Raw genomic sequence first — 14,632 nt, 5'->3', positions numbered from 1 at the left:
GCGCGACCCGGAGCGGCCGCCGTATCGGACTGCGATGCTGTCAGTGCTGTCAGTCCCAGCACCCTCCCGGGAGGCATCCATGTCCGAGCCGTCCGTTCTCACCGCACTGGTGTCCGGGTTGCGCAGCGGGTCGATAGAAGTCGTCGACCTCACGTCGCCGTTGTCGTCGTCGACACCGGTGATCCAGCTGCCGCCCGAGTTCGGCCAGACCGCCACCTTCGCACTGGAGGAGATCAGCAGGTACGACGACCGGGGGCCGGCCTGGTACTGGAACAACTTCCGCAGTGGTGAGCACACCGGCACCCACTTCGACGCTCCCAACCACTGGGTCACCGGGAAGGACCTCGCCGACGTGGCCTCGGTGCCGTCGCGTCGGCTGATCGCACCGGCGGTCGTGCTGGACTTCAGCGCCGAGGCGAAGCACGATCCGGACTTCCTCGTCGAGGTCGAGCACGTGAAGGCGTGGGAAGCCGTGAACGGGCCGCTGCCGGAGGGCGGCTGGCTGCTCCTGCGCACAGGCTGGGACGTCCGCTCGCACTCGCAGGAGACGTTCCTCAACGCGGACGAGAACGGCCCGCACACCCCCGGTCTTTCGCCGGACTGCGCCCGTTGGGTGGCGCAGGAGTCGCCGGTGATCGGGCTCGGTGTCGAGACGGTGGGCACCGACGCCGGCCGTGCGCACGGGTTCGACCCGGCCTTCCCGTGCCACTCCTACCTCATGGGCAGCGACAAGTACGGGCTGACCCAGTTGCAGAACCTGGCGGTGCTGCCGGCGACCGGCGCCGTCGTCATCGCGGGACCGCTGCCCATCGTCACGGGGTCCGGGGCTCCCGCGCGGGTGCTCGCGCTGGTGGAGCGGCGATGAAGGTCGCGGAAGCCGTCGGCCGGGCGTTGTCCGCGTCCGGGATCAGCCATGTGTTCGGCGTGGTGGGTTCGGGCAACTTCCATCTGACCAACGCGATGGTCGCGGCGGGCTCGCGGTTCGTCGCCGCACGCCACGAGGGCGGCGCCGCGACCATGGCCGACGCCTACGCGCGGATGAGCGGCACGGTGGCTGCGCTGAGCGTGCATCAGGGACCTGGCCTGACGAACGCCGTCACCGGTGTCGCCGAGGCGGCCAAGAGCCGTACCCCGCTCCTCGTACTGGCGGCCGAGGTGACCCGGCCGACGTCCAACTTCCACGTCGACCAGGAGGCACTGGCCCGCGCGGTGGGCGCGGCCACGGCGCGGGTGACGTCGGCGGAGGACGCCGTAGAGCAGGCCTGCGAGGCGATGCGGCGAGCCCTGCACGAACGGCGCACCGTGCTGCTCAACCTCCCGTTGGAGGTGCAGACTCTGGACATGCCCGACGGCGCGCCGATCCCGGCGCCGCCGCCTGCACGACGGGCCGTTGAGCCGGCCGCGTCCGACGTGACGGCGTTGGCGGAGGTGCTCGAGCGGGCTCGACGACCGGTCTTCGTGGCCGGCCGCGGATCACGCACACGTGGTGGCCGGGACGCCCTCACGGCACTCGCCGAGCGCCACGGTGCACTGCTGGCCACATCGGCCGTCGCCCGCGGACTGTTCCACGGCAACCCGTGGTCCCTCGACGTGTCCGGAGGCTTCTCGTCGCCCCTGGCAGCCGAGCTCATTCAAGCGGCGGACGTCATCGTGGGCTGGGGCTGCGCGCTGAACATGTGGACGATGCGGCACGGCCGGCTCATCGGTCCGGAGGCGACCGTCGTACAGGTCGACGACGACGCGTCGGCGCTCGGCACGCACCGGGAGGTGCATCTCGGCGTCACCGGAGATGTGGAACTCACGGCGCGGCGCCTGCTCGAGACCGGCGGCGGGCCACGGCAGGGTTACCGGAGCGCCGACATCGCCACGGCCATCGCCGAGCGCGTGCGCCGGCGGGATGTGCCGTACGAGGACACGAGCAGCCGCGAGCGGATCGACCCGCGAACGCTGAGCATCGCCCTGGACGACATCCTTCCCGGTGAGCGGGTGATCGGCGTGGACTCGGGCAACTTCATGGGCTACCCGAGCATGTACCTGTTGGTGCCGGACCAGGACGGCTTCTGCTTCACCCAGGCGTTCCAGTCGATCGGTCTGGGCCTTGCGACCACGATCGGTGCGGCGCTGGCACAGCCGGACCGGCTTCCCGTGGCCGCGCTCGGGGACGGCGGGGCGCTGATGGGCGCCGCCGAACTCGACACGGTGCGCCGGCTCGGGCTGCCGATGGTGGTCGTCGTGTACAACGACGACGCCTACGGAGCGGAGGTGCACCACTTCGGGCCCGACGGACACCCGCTCGACACGGTCGAGTTCCCGCCGACGGACATCGCCGCCGTGGCCCGGGGATATGGCTTCGAAGCAGTGACCGTGCGCACGCGCACTGACCTGAAGGCCGTCGAGGACTGGGTCGCCGGGCCACGATCCGCGCCCCTGCTCATCGACGCCAAGGTGGTACGCGATCACGGGGCCTGGTGGCTGGAGGAGGCGTTCCACGGCCACTGACCTGTGGGGTTGAGTGGCCGCGGGCGAGAGTGACCGTCAGGAGTCGCCGTGCGGGTCAGGAGCCGCCGGAGCGTTCGGCGTACGCCTCGCCGAGCCGGCCCAGTACATCGAGCTGCTCGTCCTGGTCGATCATCAACCAGAAGACGTGGTCCGCCCCGAGCCGGTCGAGCTCGATGAGGTCGTCGGCGACCTGCTCGACCGCGCCGGTGAGGGGTGCCCGCTCGTCGACCGCGCCGCCACCGGTCACGGCGCCGTTCACCTGCACCACGAGCGGCAGCGACGCGACGTCGTGCCCGGCCGCCTCGGCCGTGCGGCGATACGCCGCGACGGTGCCGCGCAGGGCGTCCCAGTCGAAGACGACGAGGCAGAGGCCGAGGCCGAGCCGGGCCGCCCGGTCGACCGCCGGCGGGGTGGCAGCACCGACGAGGACGCTCGGGCCGCCGGGCCGTACCGGCTTCGGCCCGATCTCGCTCTCCGGGACCCGGTAGAACCGGCCGTCGTGGCGCACCGGGTTGGGCCCCCAGACCGCGCGCATGACCTCGAGGTGCTCCTCGAACCCGGCGCCACGCCTGGCCATCGGCACACCCGCCGCGGTGAACTCCTGCTCCATCCAGCCCTGGCCGAGCCCGGCCATGAGCCGGCCGCCGCTCAGCCGGTCGAGGGTGGCCAGCCGCCGCGCCAGCACGACCGGGCCGTGCAGCAGTGCCGCGACCACGCTGGTGCCGAGCCGAATGCTCTCCGTCTTCGCCGCCACGTAGGCCAGCGTCTCGATGGGGTCGTAGGCGTCGGCCCACTCCGGCGGGCCCGACATGACCGGCCCGCCTGCACCACCCATCGGGATCGGCTGCGTCGGCCGCAGCAGTCGCTCGTACGTCCACACACTGCCGAGCCCCATCCGCTCGGCGGCCTGGGCAACACCGGCCAGGGCATCGGCCGACGCTCCGACACCGGCACTCGGAAGGGCGGCACCGATCTGCACCATCATCTGCTCCTCGTCCGTCGCGGATCCGTTGTGAGAACAGACCCGGCCGCTGACGAAAACTCATCGCTGCCGTACGCGCCCCTGTCGGTCGACGTGCCGGAGCCATCATGATGTGAGATATGACGACTCTCGATGACACGGGCGGATTCGCCGCGGGGACCGCGCTGCCGCCGCTGACGGAGGACTGGGAGCGCTGCCTGGCTGTGGCGGCGCACCCCGACGACATCGAGTACGGGACGGCCTCTGCCGTGGCCCGGTGGACGGCCCAGGGCAAGCAGGTCACGTATCTGCTCGCCACGCGGGGCGAGGCGGGCATCGACGGGCTGCACCCCGACCGGGCGGCGCCGTTGCGCGAGGACGAGGAGCGGGCCGGCGCTCGCGAAGTCGGTGTGGACGCGGTGGAGTTCCTCGACCATCCCGACGGCGTCGTCGAGTACGGCCCGGCGTTGCGCCGTGACATCGTGCGGGCGATCCGCCGCCACCGGCCCGAGGTCGTGGTGTCGGGCGCGTTCACCGTGCGCATGGTGGCCGGAGTGACCAACCAGGCCGACCACCGTGCGGTGGGCCTCGCCGCGCTGGACGCGGCGCGGGACGCGGGCAACCGCTGGATCTTCCCGGAGCTCGCCGAGGAGGGCCTCGAACCCTGGGGCGGAGTCCGCTGCGTGTGTCTCGCGGGTGCCGAGAGGCCCACCCACGGCGTGGACGTCACCGGTGAGCCTCTGGAGCGGGGCATCGCCTCACTGAACGCCCATGCCGAGTACACCAAAGGGCTGGGGGCGCAGGGCTTCGAACCCCGCGCCTTCCTGACGTGGGCGGCCAAAATGGCCGGACCCGCACTCGGCGTCGACGCCGCGGTCCTCTTCGACGTACACCAACTCGCCTTCGAGGGGCCTCCGCCCTGGGAACAGTGACGTAAAGAGCCGAGGTCCCGCCCCCCGGCCCGTATCCGCCCGTGTCCGGAAATTTTGCCCGGGTCAGTCGCCCAGGACCCGGCGCAGGTAGGCGTTGCCGAAGCGCCGGTCCGGATCGAGGCGGTCGCGCAGTGCGGTGAATTCGTTGAAGCGCGGGTACGCCTTGGAGAGGTAGTCGGCGTCGCGCGTATGCAGTTTGCCCCAGTGCGGCCGTCCGTCGTGCGCGGTGAAGATGCGCTCCGCGGCCGCGAAGTACTGGTGGTACGGAGTGCCCCGGTACATGTGGACGGCGATGTAGGCGCTCTCGCGGGCCGACGCCGTGGAGAGCGTGATGTCGTCCGCGGGTGCCGTACGGACCTCGACGGGGAAACTGATCCGCAGATCCGAGCGGTCGACCATGGCCTTCAGCTCCCGCAGGGTTTCGACCAGGGCCTCGCGCGGGACGGCGTACTCCATCTCTGTGAAGCGCACCCGGCGCGGGCTCGTGAACACCTTGTACGCAAGGTCCGTGTACGTGCGCGCGGAAAGGGCCCGGCTGGAGATCTTCGCGATCGCCGGGACGGCGCCCGGCACGGCACGCCCCAGCGAATTGGCCACCTGGAAAGCGCCGTTGGAGAGAAACTCGTCCTCGAACCAGCCGCTGAACCGGCCCACCGGGTCGAATGGGCCCGCACTGCGGTTGTTGCGCAGGGTGTTGCAGTTCCCGGTGTGCGGGAACCAGTAGAACTCGAAGTGCTCGTTCTCCGCGTGGAGTTCGTCGAAGGCCGCGGTGACCTCGTCGAACCTCATCGGCGCCTCGCGCGCGGTGAGGAGGAAGAGCGGTTCCACGGCGAAGGTGACCGCGCTGACGACTCCCAGCGCGCCAAGACCGATTCGGGCCGCGGCGAAGACCTCCGGGTTCTCCTCCTCGGAGCAGGTGAGTAACGAGCCGTCCGCCAGTACCAGTTCAAGGCCGCGCACCTGTGCCGCGATCGCGGCCGAGCCGCGGCCCGTGCCGTGGGTGCCCGTACTGATGGCGCCCGAGACGGTCTGCTCCATGATGTCGCCCATGTTCGTGAGCGACAGGCCCTCCCGGGCCAGGGCCATGTTCAGTGTCCTGAGCCGAGTACCCGCCTCCACGGTCACCGTGCCGGACTCGCGGTCGATGGCGCGGATGCCGGTGAGGCGGTCGGGCCGTATCAGTACGCCGTCGGTCGCGGCGGCAGGGGTGAAGGAGTGGCCGCTGCCGACGGGTTTCACCGCCAGGCCGTCCTCGGCCGCGTCGCGTACGACGGCGCAGAGCTCCTCGGCCGAGGCGGGAGAGACCTCGCGGACCGGCCGGGCTGTGACGTTCCCGGCCCAGTTCCGCCACACGCTCCTGTGCTCGGGCGCCTTTTCTCCGGGCGTGCGGTAGCGGGTTGTCTCCACGACCTTCCTTCCTGCTTGCTTCGGATGCTGGACGAGCGGTGGTGTCACGCCGCTGGGGGCCTGGTCAGAGGAAGGCGTGTCCCTCGCCGCGGTACGTCGGGACCTGGTCGACGATCTGTGTGCCCGACACCAGATGGAGCGTGTTCACGCGCTCGCACAGCTCGCCCGCCTTGGCGTGCCGGAACCACACGTGGTCGCCGAGCCGCAGTCCGTGCGCCGCCTTGCCGAGCACCGGCGTCTGGACCTCGCCCGCGCCTTCCAAGGGGTTCATCCGCAGACCCTGGGGCCAGCTCAGGGTGGGCAGACGGTCGCGGCCGGCCGGTCCCGAGGCGACCCAGCCGCCGCCGAGAACGGTGGCGATCCTGGCGGTCGGGCGGCGTACGACCGGCATGACGAAGTAGGCCGCGGGCCGGGGACGGAAGTGCCGGTAGAAGTCGAACAGTCCCGGCCCGTAGAGACCCGAACCGGCGCCGATCTCGGTGATCACGTGCTCGGACGCGGTCTGCTCGATGGAGCCGGTGCCGCCGCCGTTGACGAACTCCAGCGGTGCGACGGCCTCGACCGTGGCGATGGCAGCGGCACGCCGGTCGGCCAACTCCCGGGCGGAGAAGCGCTGCATGGCGCGGAGCGCGGCCCGCTTGAGGGGAGAACCGGGCTGGTTGTCACCGAGACCGGCGATCTGGCCCTCGTAGGACATGATCCCGGCCAGGTGGAACCCGGGCCGGCCCGCGATCGCCCCGGCGAGTGCCGCGGCCTGCCGCGGGGTGTGCACGGGGGAGCGGTACGGGCCCAGATGGAGGCGGCCGCCGGCCAGTTCCAGCGAGGCGTCCAGGTCGATGCAGACGCGGAGGTCGGGCCGGGCAGCGCCGACTACGTCGTCGATGAAGTCCAGTTGGCCGATGGAGTCGACCATGAGCGTGATGCGTGAGGCCGCGCGCTCGTCCTTCGCCAGATGCTTCAACGCGGTGCGGTCCGTGGTCGGATAGCCGATGACCACGTCCGTGTGCTCCCCGGCCAGCCACAGGGCTTCGGGCAGGGTGAAGGCGAGAATGCCGCGGTAGCCCTGTCGTTGGACAGCGCGCCGCATCAGATGGCGGCTGCGGACCGACTTGCTGGCCAGGCGGATGGTGGCGCGGCCGCCCGTCCGGCGTGCGAGATCGGCGGCGTTGGCGTCGAAGGCGTCCAGGTCCACCACGGCGAACGGCGGATCCAAGTGCTCGGTGGCCCGGTTCAGTTGGGCCATCCGTACCTCGCTCAGGCCGACGATGGCGGAGGCGGCCGATTTCAGGTCCGGCGGCCGGGACGCCGCAGGTGTGCTCACAACTGCACCCTTTCCGGGTTGTTCACGTTGCCCGCGATCCGTCGTTCCCGAATGCGCCTGCCCCTGGCCTCGGCGAGGGGGATCGCCCACCGCATCAGGCGGGGAAACACTCCGGCGATCCGCTGGACGCGTCCGGCCAGCGGCGGGAACACCACCTCGACCGGCTTGGACGCGATCGCGTCGACGACGGTCCTGGCCAACTGCTCTGGTACGTAGGCCTTTTCGGCGAAGGAGATGGCGCAGGCGGGGTCGGCCATCTCCTGTTCGAGCATCTTCGTCCGGGTGGACGGCGGATGGATGATCGTGAAGTCCAGCGGCCCGTCGCGTTCCTCCAGGGCGACGCTGTGGTGGAAGGCCCGCAGGCCGTACTTCGTGCCGCAGTAGGTGGCGTATCCGGGCAGCGGCAGGAACGACGTCATGCTGCAGACGTTGATGATGTGACCGTGGCCCTGTGCGGTCATGCGCTCGAGTGCCGTGCACACGCCCGTGATGGTGCCGAGCAGGTTGACCTCGACGATGTCGCGGTGCTGTCGGGTGCTGAGGTCCCGCGCGTGCCCGGTGTGGATGATGCCCGCGTTGTTGACCAGGACGTCGACGGCCCCGAACTCGGCTTCGGCCGCCTCGAACGCCTTGATCCAGGCATCGGGATCCCGGATGTCCAGTACGCAGGCCGCGGCACGGCCGCCCGGACCCAGACCCCGGGCGCGCGTCCGCACAGCCTCCTCGTCGACGTCGGTCAGCATCACACGATGGCCGCGAGCGACCGCCAGATCCGCGATCGCGGCGCCGATTCCGGTGGCCGCGCCGGTCACGAGAATGACCTTGTCCTTGTCAGACGTTCGGCTCATGGCCGCAGCCTCCTCTCGGTCAGACGTCCAAGTCAAGTGTCCGAAGCGAGATTGAACGCGGTCGTTACGAGGCGATTCACCACCGACACATGTGGCGAGTCACAGCCGCCGCATGTGGCGATTCACAGCCGGCACATCTCGATGCGGCCGCCGCCCAGCTCGGCGGCGCGCACCGGATCGTCGGTCGGAACGGTCGCGGCGAACAGGGTGCGCCCGTCCCGTCCGGCGACCAGACAGCTCAGGGTGTTCTGGCTCGTCCTGACGCGATCGAGTACGCGACCGCCCTCGGCCACGCGCACGCATTCACCGCGCAGCGCGTTGGCGACCCAGATCGTCTCTCCGTCGCTGTCCCAGGCGATGCCGTCCGGCGCGATCGGCGAGGCCGAGCGCTTGGCCACGGCCGGATGGTCCAGGAGCGCCGAGACTCTGCGGGTCATCCGGCCGACAGAGCCGGGATGGTTCACCAAGTGCCACAGCAGCGGTGAGATCAGCGGAGCCCACAGCCGTGGTGTGCCGAGAGTGCCGTCGGGGCGTACGGGGAAGGCGGTGAGCCGCATGGCCAGGGTCTCGGCCGCCACCAGCGTGGTGCCGTCGGCCGTGAGGAGGCAGCCGTTCGGGAAGAGCATCGGCTCCGTCAGGCCCAGAAGTGTCCCGTCCGGGGCGAGGCAGGCGATCGGCGTCTTCGGAGGGCCGGGTGGCGCGTAGAGCATGGAGTTGGGGTGCTTGCGTACGAACGCGTGGTAGTCGAAGCCGAAGTTGCCGACGTAGGCGCGTCCCTGCGGGTCGACGAGCATGTCGTTGACCGGGCCGCCGACGAGGTGCCGCAGATCCGCGTGTTCGGCCAGTTCGCCGTCCGGCTCCAGGCGGTAGACGCAGCCCCCGTCCATCGAGACGACGAGCATGCGGCCGTCCGGAAGCCGGCCGAGCCCGCCGGCCCGGCCTGGGACCTTGACGACGGTCTCCGCCTCCCCGCTGCCGTCCCAGCGGTGCACCGTTCCGTGGGCGAGATCGGAGAACCACAGGGCTCCGTCGTACCAGCGCAATGACTCGGGAACACCGAAGCCGCTCAAGGCGACCGCTGCCGTCCGTCGCATTCCAGGGACTCCTCGAGGTCACTCGTCCTTGCTGACGAGGGTCATCAGGTGCTCGCCCGTCAGGCGCAGGACCTCACGGCTGTGCTCGCTGTCGTGGTCGACCAGCCAGCACAGCGTCACGCCGTCCAGTACCGCGTTGAGATAGCGGGCCAGGACGGGAAGGGGCACGGTCCACCGGATCCCCGCGCTCTCGGCGGCTTGCGTGAGGAACTCCTGGTGGACTTCGAGGTAGTGGTCGTACTGCCGGCGAGCCAGTTCCCCGAACCCGGCCTGGCGCAGGGCGTAGTGGGTGAGTTCGTACCCCACCTGGTGTTCTCCCGGGCTGAGTTCCACGCCCTCCCAGAAGGTGAACAGGGTCCTGGTGACGCGCGTGCCGAGGTCGCCCTCCGCCGCGAACACGTCCCTGGCCTTGGCGACGCTGCTGTCCGTGAGGCGGGTGATGACCTCTTGCAGGAGTTCCTCCCGCGAGTGGAAGCAGTAGTGGAAGACGCCGAGCGGCATGCTCGCCTCGTTGACGATGGCGCGTGTCGTGGCCTTGGTGACGCCGTCGCGGACCATGACGCGGATCGCGGCGGCGATCAGCTGCTCCCGTCGGTCCTTCGCTGCCATGCGAGACATTCCGGCCGCCGCTCCTTCAAGGGTGAATGCGTACCGGCATGCTATCGCAGTGTCTTGGACGATTGACCAACATGCGCGGGTACGCCCGGCAGCCCGGCGAAGCGCACTTGAGGTCCCGTCCGTCGCCCGCCCCCGGTCACCTCACCCTCCGCACATGGCACGCAAGGAGTCATTCCCCGCCGCGCGCCCTATGCTGAGGACACATGATGGGGGATGCGTACAGGCGCGTGTCCGCTGAACCGGCGGACTCCGGCGGATCGTTCGGCCCGTTCGTCGTCGCGCCGGCGGCGCCCCTGCGGGCCGCGCGCGTCGAACTCCCCGAGGAACACCCCGATCCGACCCTGCTGCCCACGATCACCCTCCTCGAACGCGCGGTGTCGCTGGGCGGCGCCCCGGACGATCTGCCGCTGCCCCCCGGGCAGTTGCTCGCCGGGCAGTACCGGCTCATCCGGCCGCTCGGCTACGGCGGGATGGGCGAGGTCTACCTCGCGCTCGACACCAAGGTCGACGACCGCGAGGTCGCCATCAAGATCCTGCACCCCGAGCACCTGGCGTTCGCGGCGGGTGCCCTGGCCCGGGAGCGGCGGGCCCTGGTCGACCTCAGCCACGACGACATCATCCGCGTCTTCAACTACGGTCATCACCCCGAGGTCGGCGACTTCCTCGTCCTCCAGTACGTGGACGGGCTCACGCTGGAGGAGGTGCGGGCACGGGCGCAGGTGACTCCGGCGGAGTTCGGCGGCAGCCGCTTCCACGAGTTCGTCCTCGCGTACGGCGTACGGATCCTGTCCGCGCTCGGCCACCTGCACGCCGACCGGCCCGGCAAGGTCTACGGCGACCTGAAGCCGGACAACGTCATGCACGACGGCACCGCCACGAAGATCATCGACGTGGGGAGTGTCCGCACGGCCGGGCTGCCAGGTCTGACGACGGACGGGTTCCGCGCCCCGACCGTGGGCCCGAACGGCGAGTCCACCGGCCAGGACGACCTGTTCAGCCTCGGCGAGACGCTGCGGCGGCTGAGCGGTCTCGGCTCCTCGCCACAGGACCTGAGAGAGCTTGGCGACCTCGGCACCCTTGCCACCTCCGCCGTCCCGGCGGCCGAAGAGATGACCACTCCCCCTCCCCGCGGGCTCGGCCTCGTCTCGCTCGCCCGTGTGCTGCACCGCGCGACCCGCAGCGAGCGGACCGAACGGTTCGCCGACGCACGGGAGATGCAGGAGCAACTGCGCGGAGTCTTCCGGGAGTTGAGGTCGCTGCGGACCGGCACGGAGACCTTCGAACCGTCGCCGCTCTTCCTCCAGTCGGCGTACGCGCTCGACGGCGCGCTCGGATCCGCGCCGCCCCTCGCGCGCTGGGCCACGCCGGGCGCCTCGGCCCCGTACGCTCCGCCGTCGCCCGCCGAGGCCGCACAGCGGCTGCCCGTCCCGCGGCCCGACCCGCACGACGAGCACCATGCCGAGCTGAGCAGGCTGGCCGACCTCGCCCCGGAGGCGCTGCTCCAGCACACCGGGGACTGGCGGGACTCCACGGAGGTCCATCTGCTGCGCTGCCGTCTGCGTTTGAGGGCGACGGGCGACGGTCCCGAGGCCGCCGAGCGGGCGCTGTGGGCCGCCGAGCAGTCGATCGGCCCCGAACGCGCCCTGAACGACTGGCGGCTGGACTGGCACCGCGGGCTGCTCGCGCTCGCCCGGGACCAAGTGGACGCGGCCTGGCGGCACTTCGACCGGGTGTACGCGTCGATCCCAGGGGAGTACGCGCCGAAGCTGGCCCTCGGATACTGCGCCGAGCAACTCGGCCACCGGCAGGAGGCGCTCACGTTCTACGAGGCGGTGCGGCTGCGCAACCCGTCGCTGGGCAGCGCGGCCTTCGGCGCCGCGCGGGCCCGCCTCGAGCTGGGCGGCGAACGGGCGCGGGAGGAGGCCGTACGAGCGCTGGACGCGGTGCCGCAGCACTCACGGCACCGGACCGCCGCCCGTACGGCGGCCGTGCGCATCGGGGTCGAGTACGTACGGACCACCGGGCGCAACGGTGAGGTGGCGGGGCGGCTGCGCGAGGTAATGGAGCGGCTCGCCCTGCTGTTCCACGCGCACGGACTGACCGACGCCCAGGCCCGGATCCGTATGACCGCGGAGGTCTGGGAGGCCGTGCAGGGTGCGCTAGCCCGGGCTGCCCTCGACGAGGAGGGACTCACCGAGCTGGCCGCCGGCGCCGACCCACGGCTCGCGGTCCCGGCCGATGAGCCCGGCCTGCGCAAGGACCTCTCCCGGCTCTACCTCGCCCTCGCCCACCAGGCCGCCCGCTCCGCCGCCCTCGGCGACGAGGCCGTCGCCGAGACCTTGCTCGACCGCGCCTACGAAGTCCGCCCGCTCGCCTTCCGACACCACAGGGACAGCCCATGGCTCGGGAAGAGAGTCGCCGACTGGCTCCGCACGATCGCCTCCGTGTCCTCGCACAGGCCGCCGTCCGCCTCGTACCGGCAGCTGCCGCCGTAGCCGCCGAACTCGCCCGCCGCATCGGGCGCTACGCCTGGCCGTCGACCACCGGCCGCCGCAACCGCGCGTATCTGCGGGACCGGCTCGTCGCGCTGCCGCTGCTCGCCGTGGTGGCCTTCGGGACGTTCGGCTGGGCCTACGCGGGTGTGCGCGGCGACTCCGCCCACGTACGCGACCGGGTGGCGCCCGCGCTCGTCGACCTCGCGGACGCCAGGGCCTCGCTGCTCATCGCGCAGGGTGAGGCCGAGACGAGCCTCGACGAGGGGCTGTCCGCGGAGCTCAGCGGACTCAGCGAGCGGCACCGGACACGGATCGCGCGGGCGACACAGAGCCTGAACCAGGTCACCCGCAGCGGGGCGCTGACCGTCGCCGAGGAGCAGCGGCTGCGCGTGGTGTCCGCGCTGGTCGTGGACTACACGGGCTGGATCGGCCGGGCCCAGGGGCATGTGACCGACCCGGTCCTGCGGGACGCCGAGCTGACGTACGCGCGCAGCATGCTCTGCTCGCGGCAGGCCGCCGCGGACGACGGGGACCGCTACCCGGCGTGCCCGGCCGCGACCGGCTCCGGCGCGACCACGATCGTGGACCGGGTGTCGGGCCTGGAGCGGCAGTTGCGCGAACGGCTCGCGCACCGGGCCGCCTGGGGCGGTGGCGTGATCGCCGCCGCGGTCGTGTCCGGGCTCGCCTTCGTGCTGCTCGCCGCCGGGCTCTGGCGCACCCTGACCTTCCTGCGCCGCCGCTTCCGCATCCGGCTCAGCATCCCCCTCGCGGCCGCCGCCCTGCCGCTGCTCGCCGTACCGCTCCTGACGGCCGACGCGCTGCTCGCCAAGCACGCCCAGGACGAGGCCGTCCCGGTCGCGGACACGCTCGCCGAGCGGACCTCGCCGGAGACCGAAACGGTCGCCGAGGAGCGCCCCTTCGACGGCCCCGACCCGCAGGCCATCGACGTCCTGGAGTCCCGCATCGACGACGACCTGGCCGACGGACGGCTCGCCTTCCTGGACGGAGCGGCCCGGTTCGTGTTCCCCGCGGGCCTGGCCTCAGCGGCCCTCGCCGGCGGCGCCCTGCACGCGTACCGCCGCGAGTACCTCGTGGTCACCCGCCCGGGAGCCGTCTCATGAGCCGCGTCCTGCGTGTCCTCCTCGCGGCCTGCCTCCTCGTCCTAGTCCCCGGCTGCACCTCGGACACCCCCGACCCGCTCGTCGTCCTCGGCCCGTGGACCGGCAAGGAGGGCGAGGCCTTCGAAGCCGCCCTGAAGAAGCTGGACGACGGGACCGGCCGGACGTACACGTACGAAGGCACCCGGTCCCTGCGCGAAACCCTCGTCTCGCAGCTGGAGGCGGGCGCCCCGCCGGACGTGGCGATCCTCAACAGCATCGGCGAACTCACCGAGTACGCCCGCCGCGACCAGCTGAAACCCCTCGCCGAGGAGACCGCCGAGCGCGCCTACCCGCCATGGGCGCCGACCCTCCTCGTGGACAGCAGACGGCGTACGTACTGGGTGCCGCTGAAGGTCGATGTGAAGAGCCTGGTGTGGAGCAAGGAGGGCACACCGAGCGACGACCCCGAGTGGTGCGTGGGGCTCGCCTCGCAGGCCACCTCGGGCTGGCCCGGCACCGACTGGATCGAGGACATCCTGCTCCACCAGGCGGGACCCGCCCGCTACACCGAGTGGGCCACGGGCAGGCTCGACTGGCGCGACCCGGCCGTCGAACGCGCCTGGACGACCTGGGCGGGGCTGCTCGGCGACCGCTCGCCGGAGTCGATCGAGCGGTCCCTGACCACGTCGTACGAGGGCACGCCCGGCCCCGACGGGCAGCCGCGCGGACTGCTCGCCTCGCCCGGCTTCGACTGCACCCACGAGCACCAGAACGCCTTCATCCGGTACGTGTACGCGGACGACGACGTCCGCGTGGAGCCGTCGGCCCGCTTCCTGCACGGGCGGCCCGAACACCGGGACGCGTACGAGGTCGCGGGTGACATGGCCGCCGTCTTCAGCGACGATCCGGCGGCCCAGGAACTGGTGGAGCGGCTGTCGAGCTCTGACGGGCGTGAGCGCTGGCGGGCGGAGGCGGACCCGGCGGTGCGGCCGCTGTTCCCGGACACGGCCGGGCTGCCGCCGACGACGTCCGCGGACCCCATCGAGCAGGAGATCGACTCCCTGCTCACCTCACGCGCCCGCACCCTGTGCTTCGACGCCTCCGACGTGATGCCGCCCGAACTGCGCGACGTCTTCTACCGGGCGGTGCTGGAGTTCTTCCGCGACCCCACGGCCAAGCACCTCGACTCGCTGCTCCGGCAACTGGAGACCGTACGCGTCCAGGTGGCCGAGGACTCAGGCGGCGACCGCACGTTCCGCCCGCCGCAGGACATCTGCGCGAGCCCCGGCGGATGAGGGGCGCGGCGGACGGCCAGGTTCGGGCGCCGGTTCGGGCGGTAGGCGAAGCCGGCGGTTAG

Annotated in this window: 12 protein-coding genes; 6 read left to right on the top strand and 6 right to left on the bottom strand. The window is 71.7% G+C overall.

Annotation, left to right across the window (positions count from 1 at the left end; genetic code table 11):
• Positions 1-79: 79 nt before the first annotated feature.
• Complete coding sequence (locus tag G5C60_RS00245; protein WP_165254061.1) at positions 80-865, top strand: cyclase family protein; 786 nt, start codon at positions 80-82, stop codon at positions 863-865.
• The gene (locus G5C60_RS00240) at positions 862-2,499 is read left to right on the top strand and encodes a thiamine pyrophosphate-binding protein (protein ID WP_165254060.1); all 1,638 of its coding nucleotides are present in this window, start codon (positions 862-864) and stop codon (positions 2,497-2,499) included. Before G5C60_RS00245 ends, G5C60_RS00240 begins: the two co-directional genes overlap by 4 nt.
• A gap of 55 nt (positions 2,500-2,554) precedes the next feature.
• Here the strand turns inward: G5C60_RS00240 and G5C60_RS00235 are convergent, their stop codons facing one another.
• Complete coding sequence (locus G5C60_RS00235) at positions 2,555-3,484, bottom strand: TIGR03619 family F420-dependent LLM class oxidoreductase (RefSeq protein WP_206438920.1); 930 nt, start codon at positions 3,482-3,484, stop codon at positions 2,555-2,557.
• Between the two features lie 116 nt (positions 3,485-3,600).
• On the opposite strand from G5C60_RS00235, the gene G5C60_RS00230 reads away from it, so the two are divergent.
• On the top strand, positions 3,601-4,392 hold the full coding sequence (locus G5C60_RS00230) for a PIG-L deacetylase family protein (RefSeq protein ID WP_165254059.1): 792 nt from the start codon (positions 3,601-3,603) through the stop codon (positions 4,390-4,392).
• A 63-nt stretch (positions 4,393-4,455) separates the two neighbouring features.
• Here the strand turns inward: G5C60_RS00230 and G5C60_RS00225 are convergent, their stop codons facing one another.
• The 5 genes from G5C60_RS00225 to G5C60_RS00205 form a co-directional block, all read right to left on the bottom strand.
• Positions 4,456-5,799: a D-arabinono-1,4-lactone oxidase gene (locus G5C60_RS00225; protein WP_338145630.1), complete on the bottom strand. Its 1,344-nt coding sequence runs from the start codon at positions 5,797-5,799 to the stop codon at positions 4,456-4,458.
• Between the two features lie 64 nt (positions 5,800-5,863).
• Positions 5,864-7,042 carry an amino acid deaminase/aldolase gene (locus tag G5C60_RS00220; protein WP_165254164.1) on the bottom strand — a complete coding sequence of 393 codons (1,179 nt, stop codon included), beginning with the start codon at positions 7,040-7,042 and terminating at the stop codon, positions 5,864-5,866.
• A 74-nt stretch (positions 7,043-7,116) separates the two neighbouring features.
• Positions 7,117-7,968, bottom strand: coding sequence for an SDR family NAD(P)-dependent oxidoreductase (locus G5C60_RS00215; RefSeq protein WP_165254058.1), 852 nt, complete (start codon positions 7,966-7,968; stop codon positions 7,117-7,119).
• Between the two features lie 122 nt (positions 7,969-8,090).
• Positions 8,091-9,062 (bottom strand): SMP-30/gluconolactonase/LRE family protein, encoded by a 972-nt coding sequence (locus G5C60_RS00210; protein ID WP_165254057.1) that lies wholly within the window; start codon positions 9,060-9,062, stop codon positions 8,091-8,093.
• Positions 9,063-9,080: 18 nt separating this feature from the next.
• Entirely contained in the window at positions 9,081-9,680 is a 600-nt protein-coding gene (locus G5C60_RS00205) for a TetR/AcrR family transcriptional regulator (protein WP_241266372.1), read from the bottom strand.
• Between the two features lie 227 nt (positions 9,681-9,907).
• On the opposite strand from G5C60_RS00205, the gene G5C60_RS00200 reads away from it, so the two are divergent.
• The 3 genes from G5C60_RS00200 to G5C60_RS00190 are packed head-to-tail and all read left to right on the top strand — an operon-like array spanning position 9,908 to position 14,570.
• Positions 9,908-12,175, top strand: a complete 2,268-nt coding sequence (locus G5C60_RS00200; RefSeq protein ID WP_338145629.1) for a serine/threonine protein kinase — start codon at positions 9,908-9,910, stop codon at positions 12,173-12,175.
• Entirely contained in the window at positions 12,079-13,296 is a 1,218-nt protein-coding gene (locus tag G5C60_RS00195; RefSeq protein WP_165254056.1) for a hypothetical protein, read from the top strand. The genes G5C60_RS00200 and G5C60_RS00195 overlap by 97 nt, the downstream gene beginning before the upstream one ends.
• Positions 13,293-14,570: an extracellular solute-binding protein gene (locus tag G5C60_RS00190; RefSeq protein ID WP_165254055.1), complete on the top strand. Its 1,278-nt coding sequence runs from the start codon at positions 13,293-13,295 to the stop codon at positions 14,568-14,570. Before G5C60_RS00195 ends, G5C60_RS00190 begins: the two co-directional genes overlap by 4 nt.
• Positions 14,571-14,632 lie beyond the last annotated feature (62 nt).

This window comes from Streptomyces scabichelini, from assembly GCF_011045015.1.
Classification (GTDB): domain Bacteria; phylum Actinomycetota; class Actinomycetes; order Streptomycetales; family Streptomycetaceae; genus Streptomyces; species Streptomyces scabichelini.
Note: the sequence above shows the minus strand (reverse complement) of the source record. Positions and strands in the feature narration are given on the sequence as shown.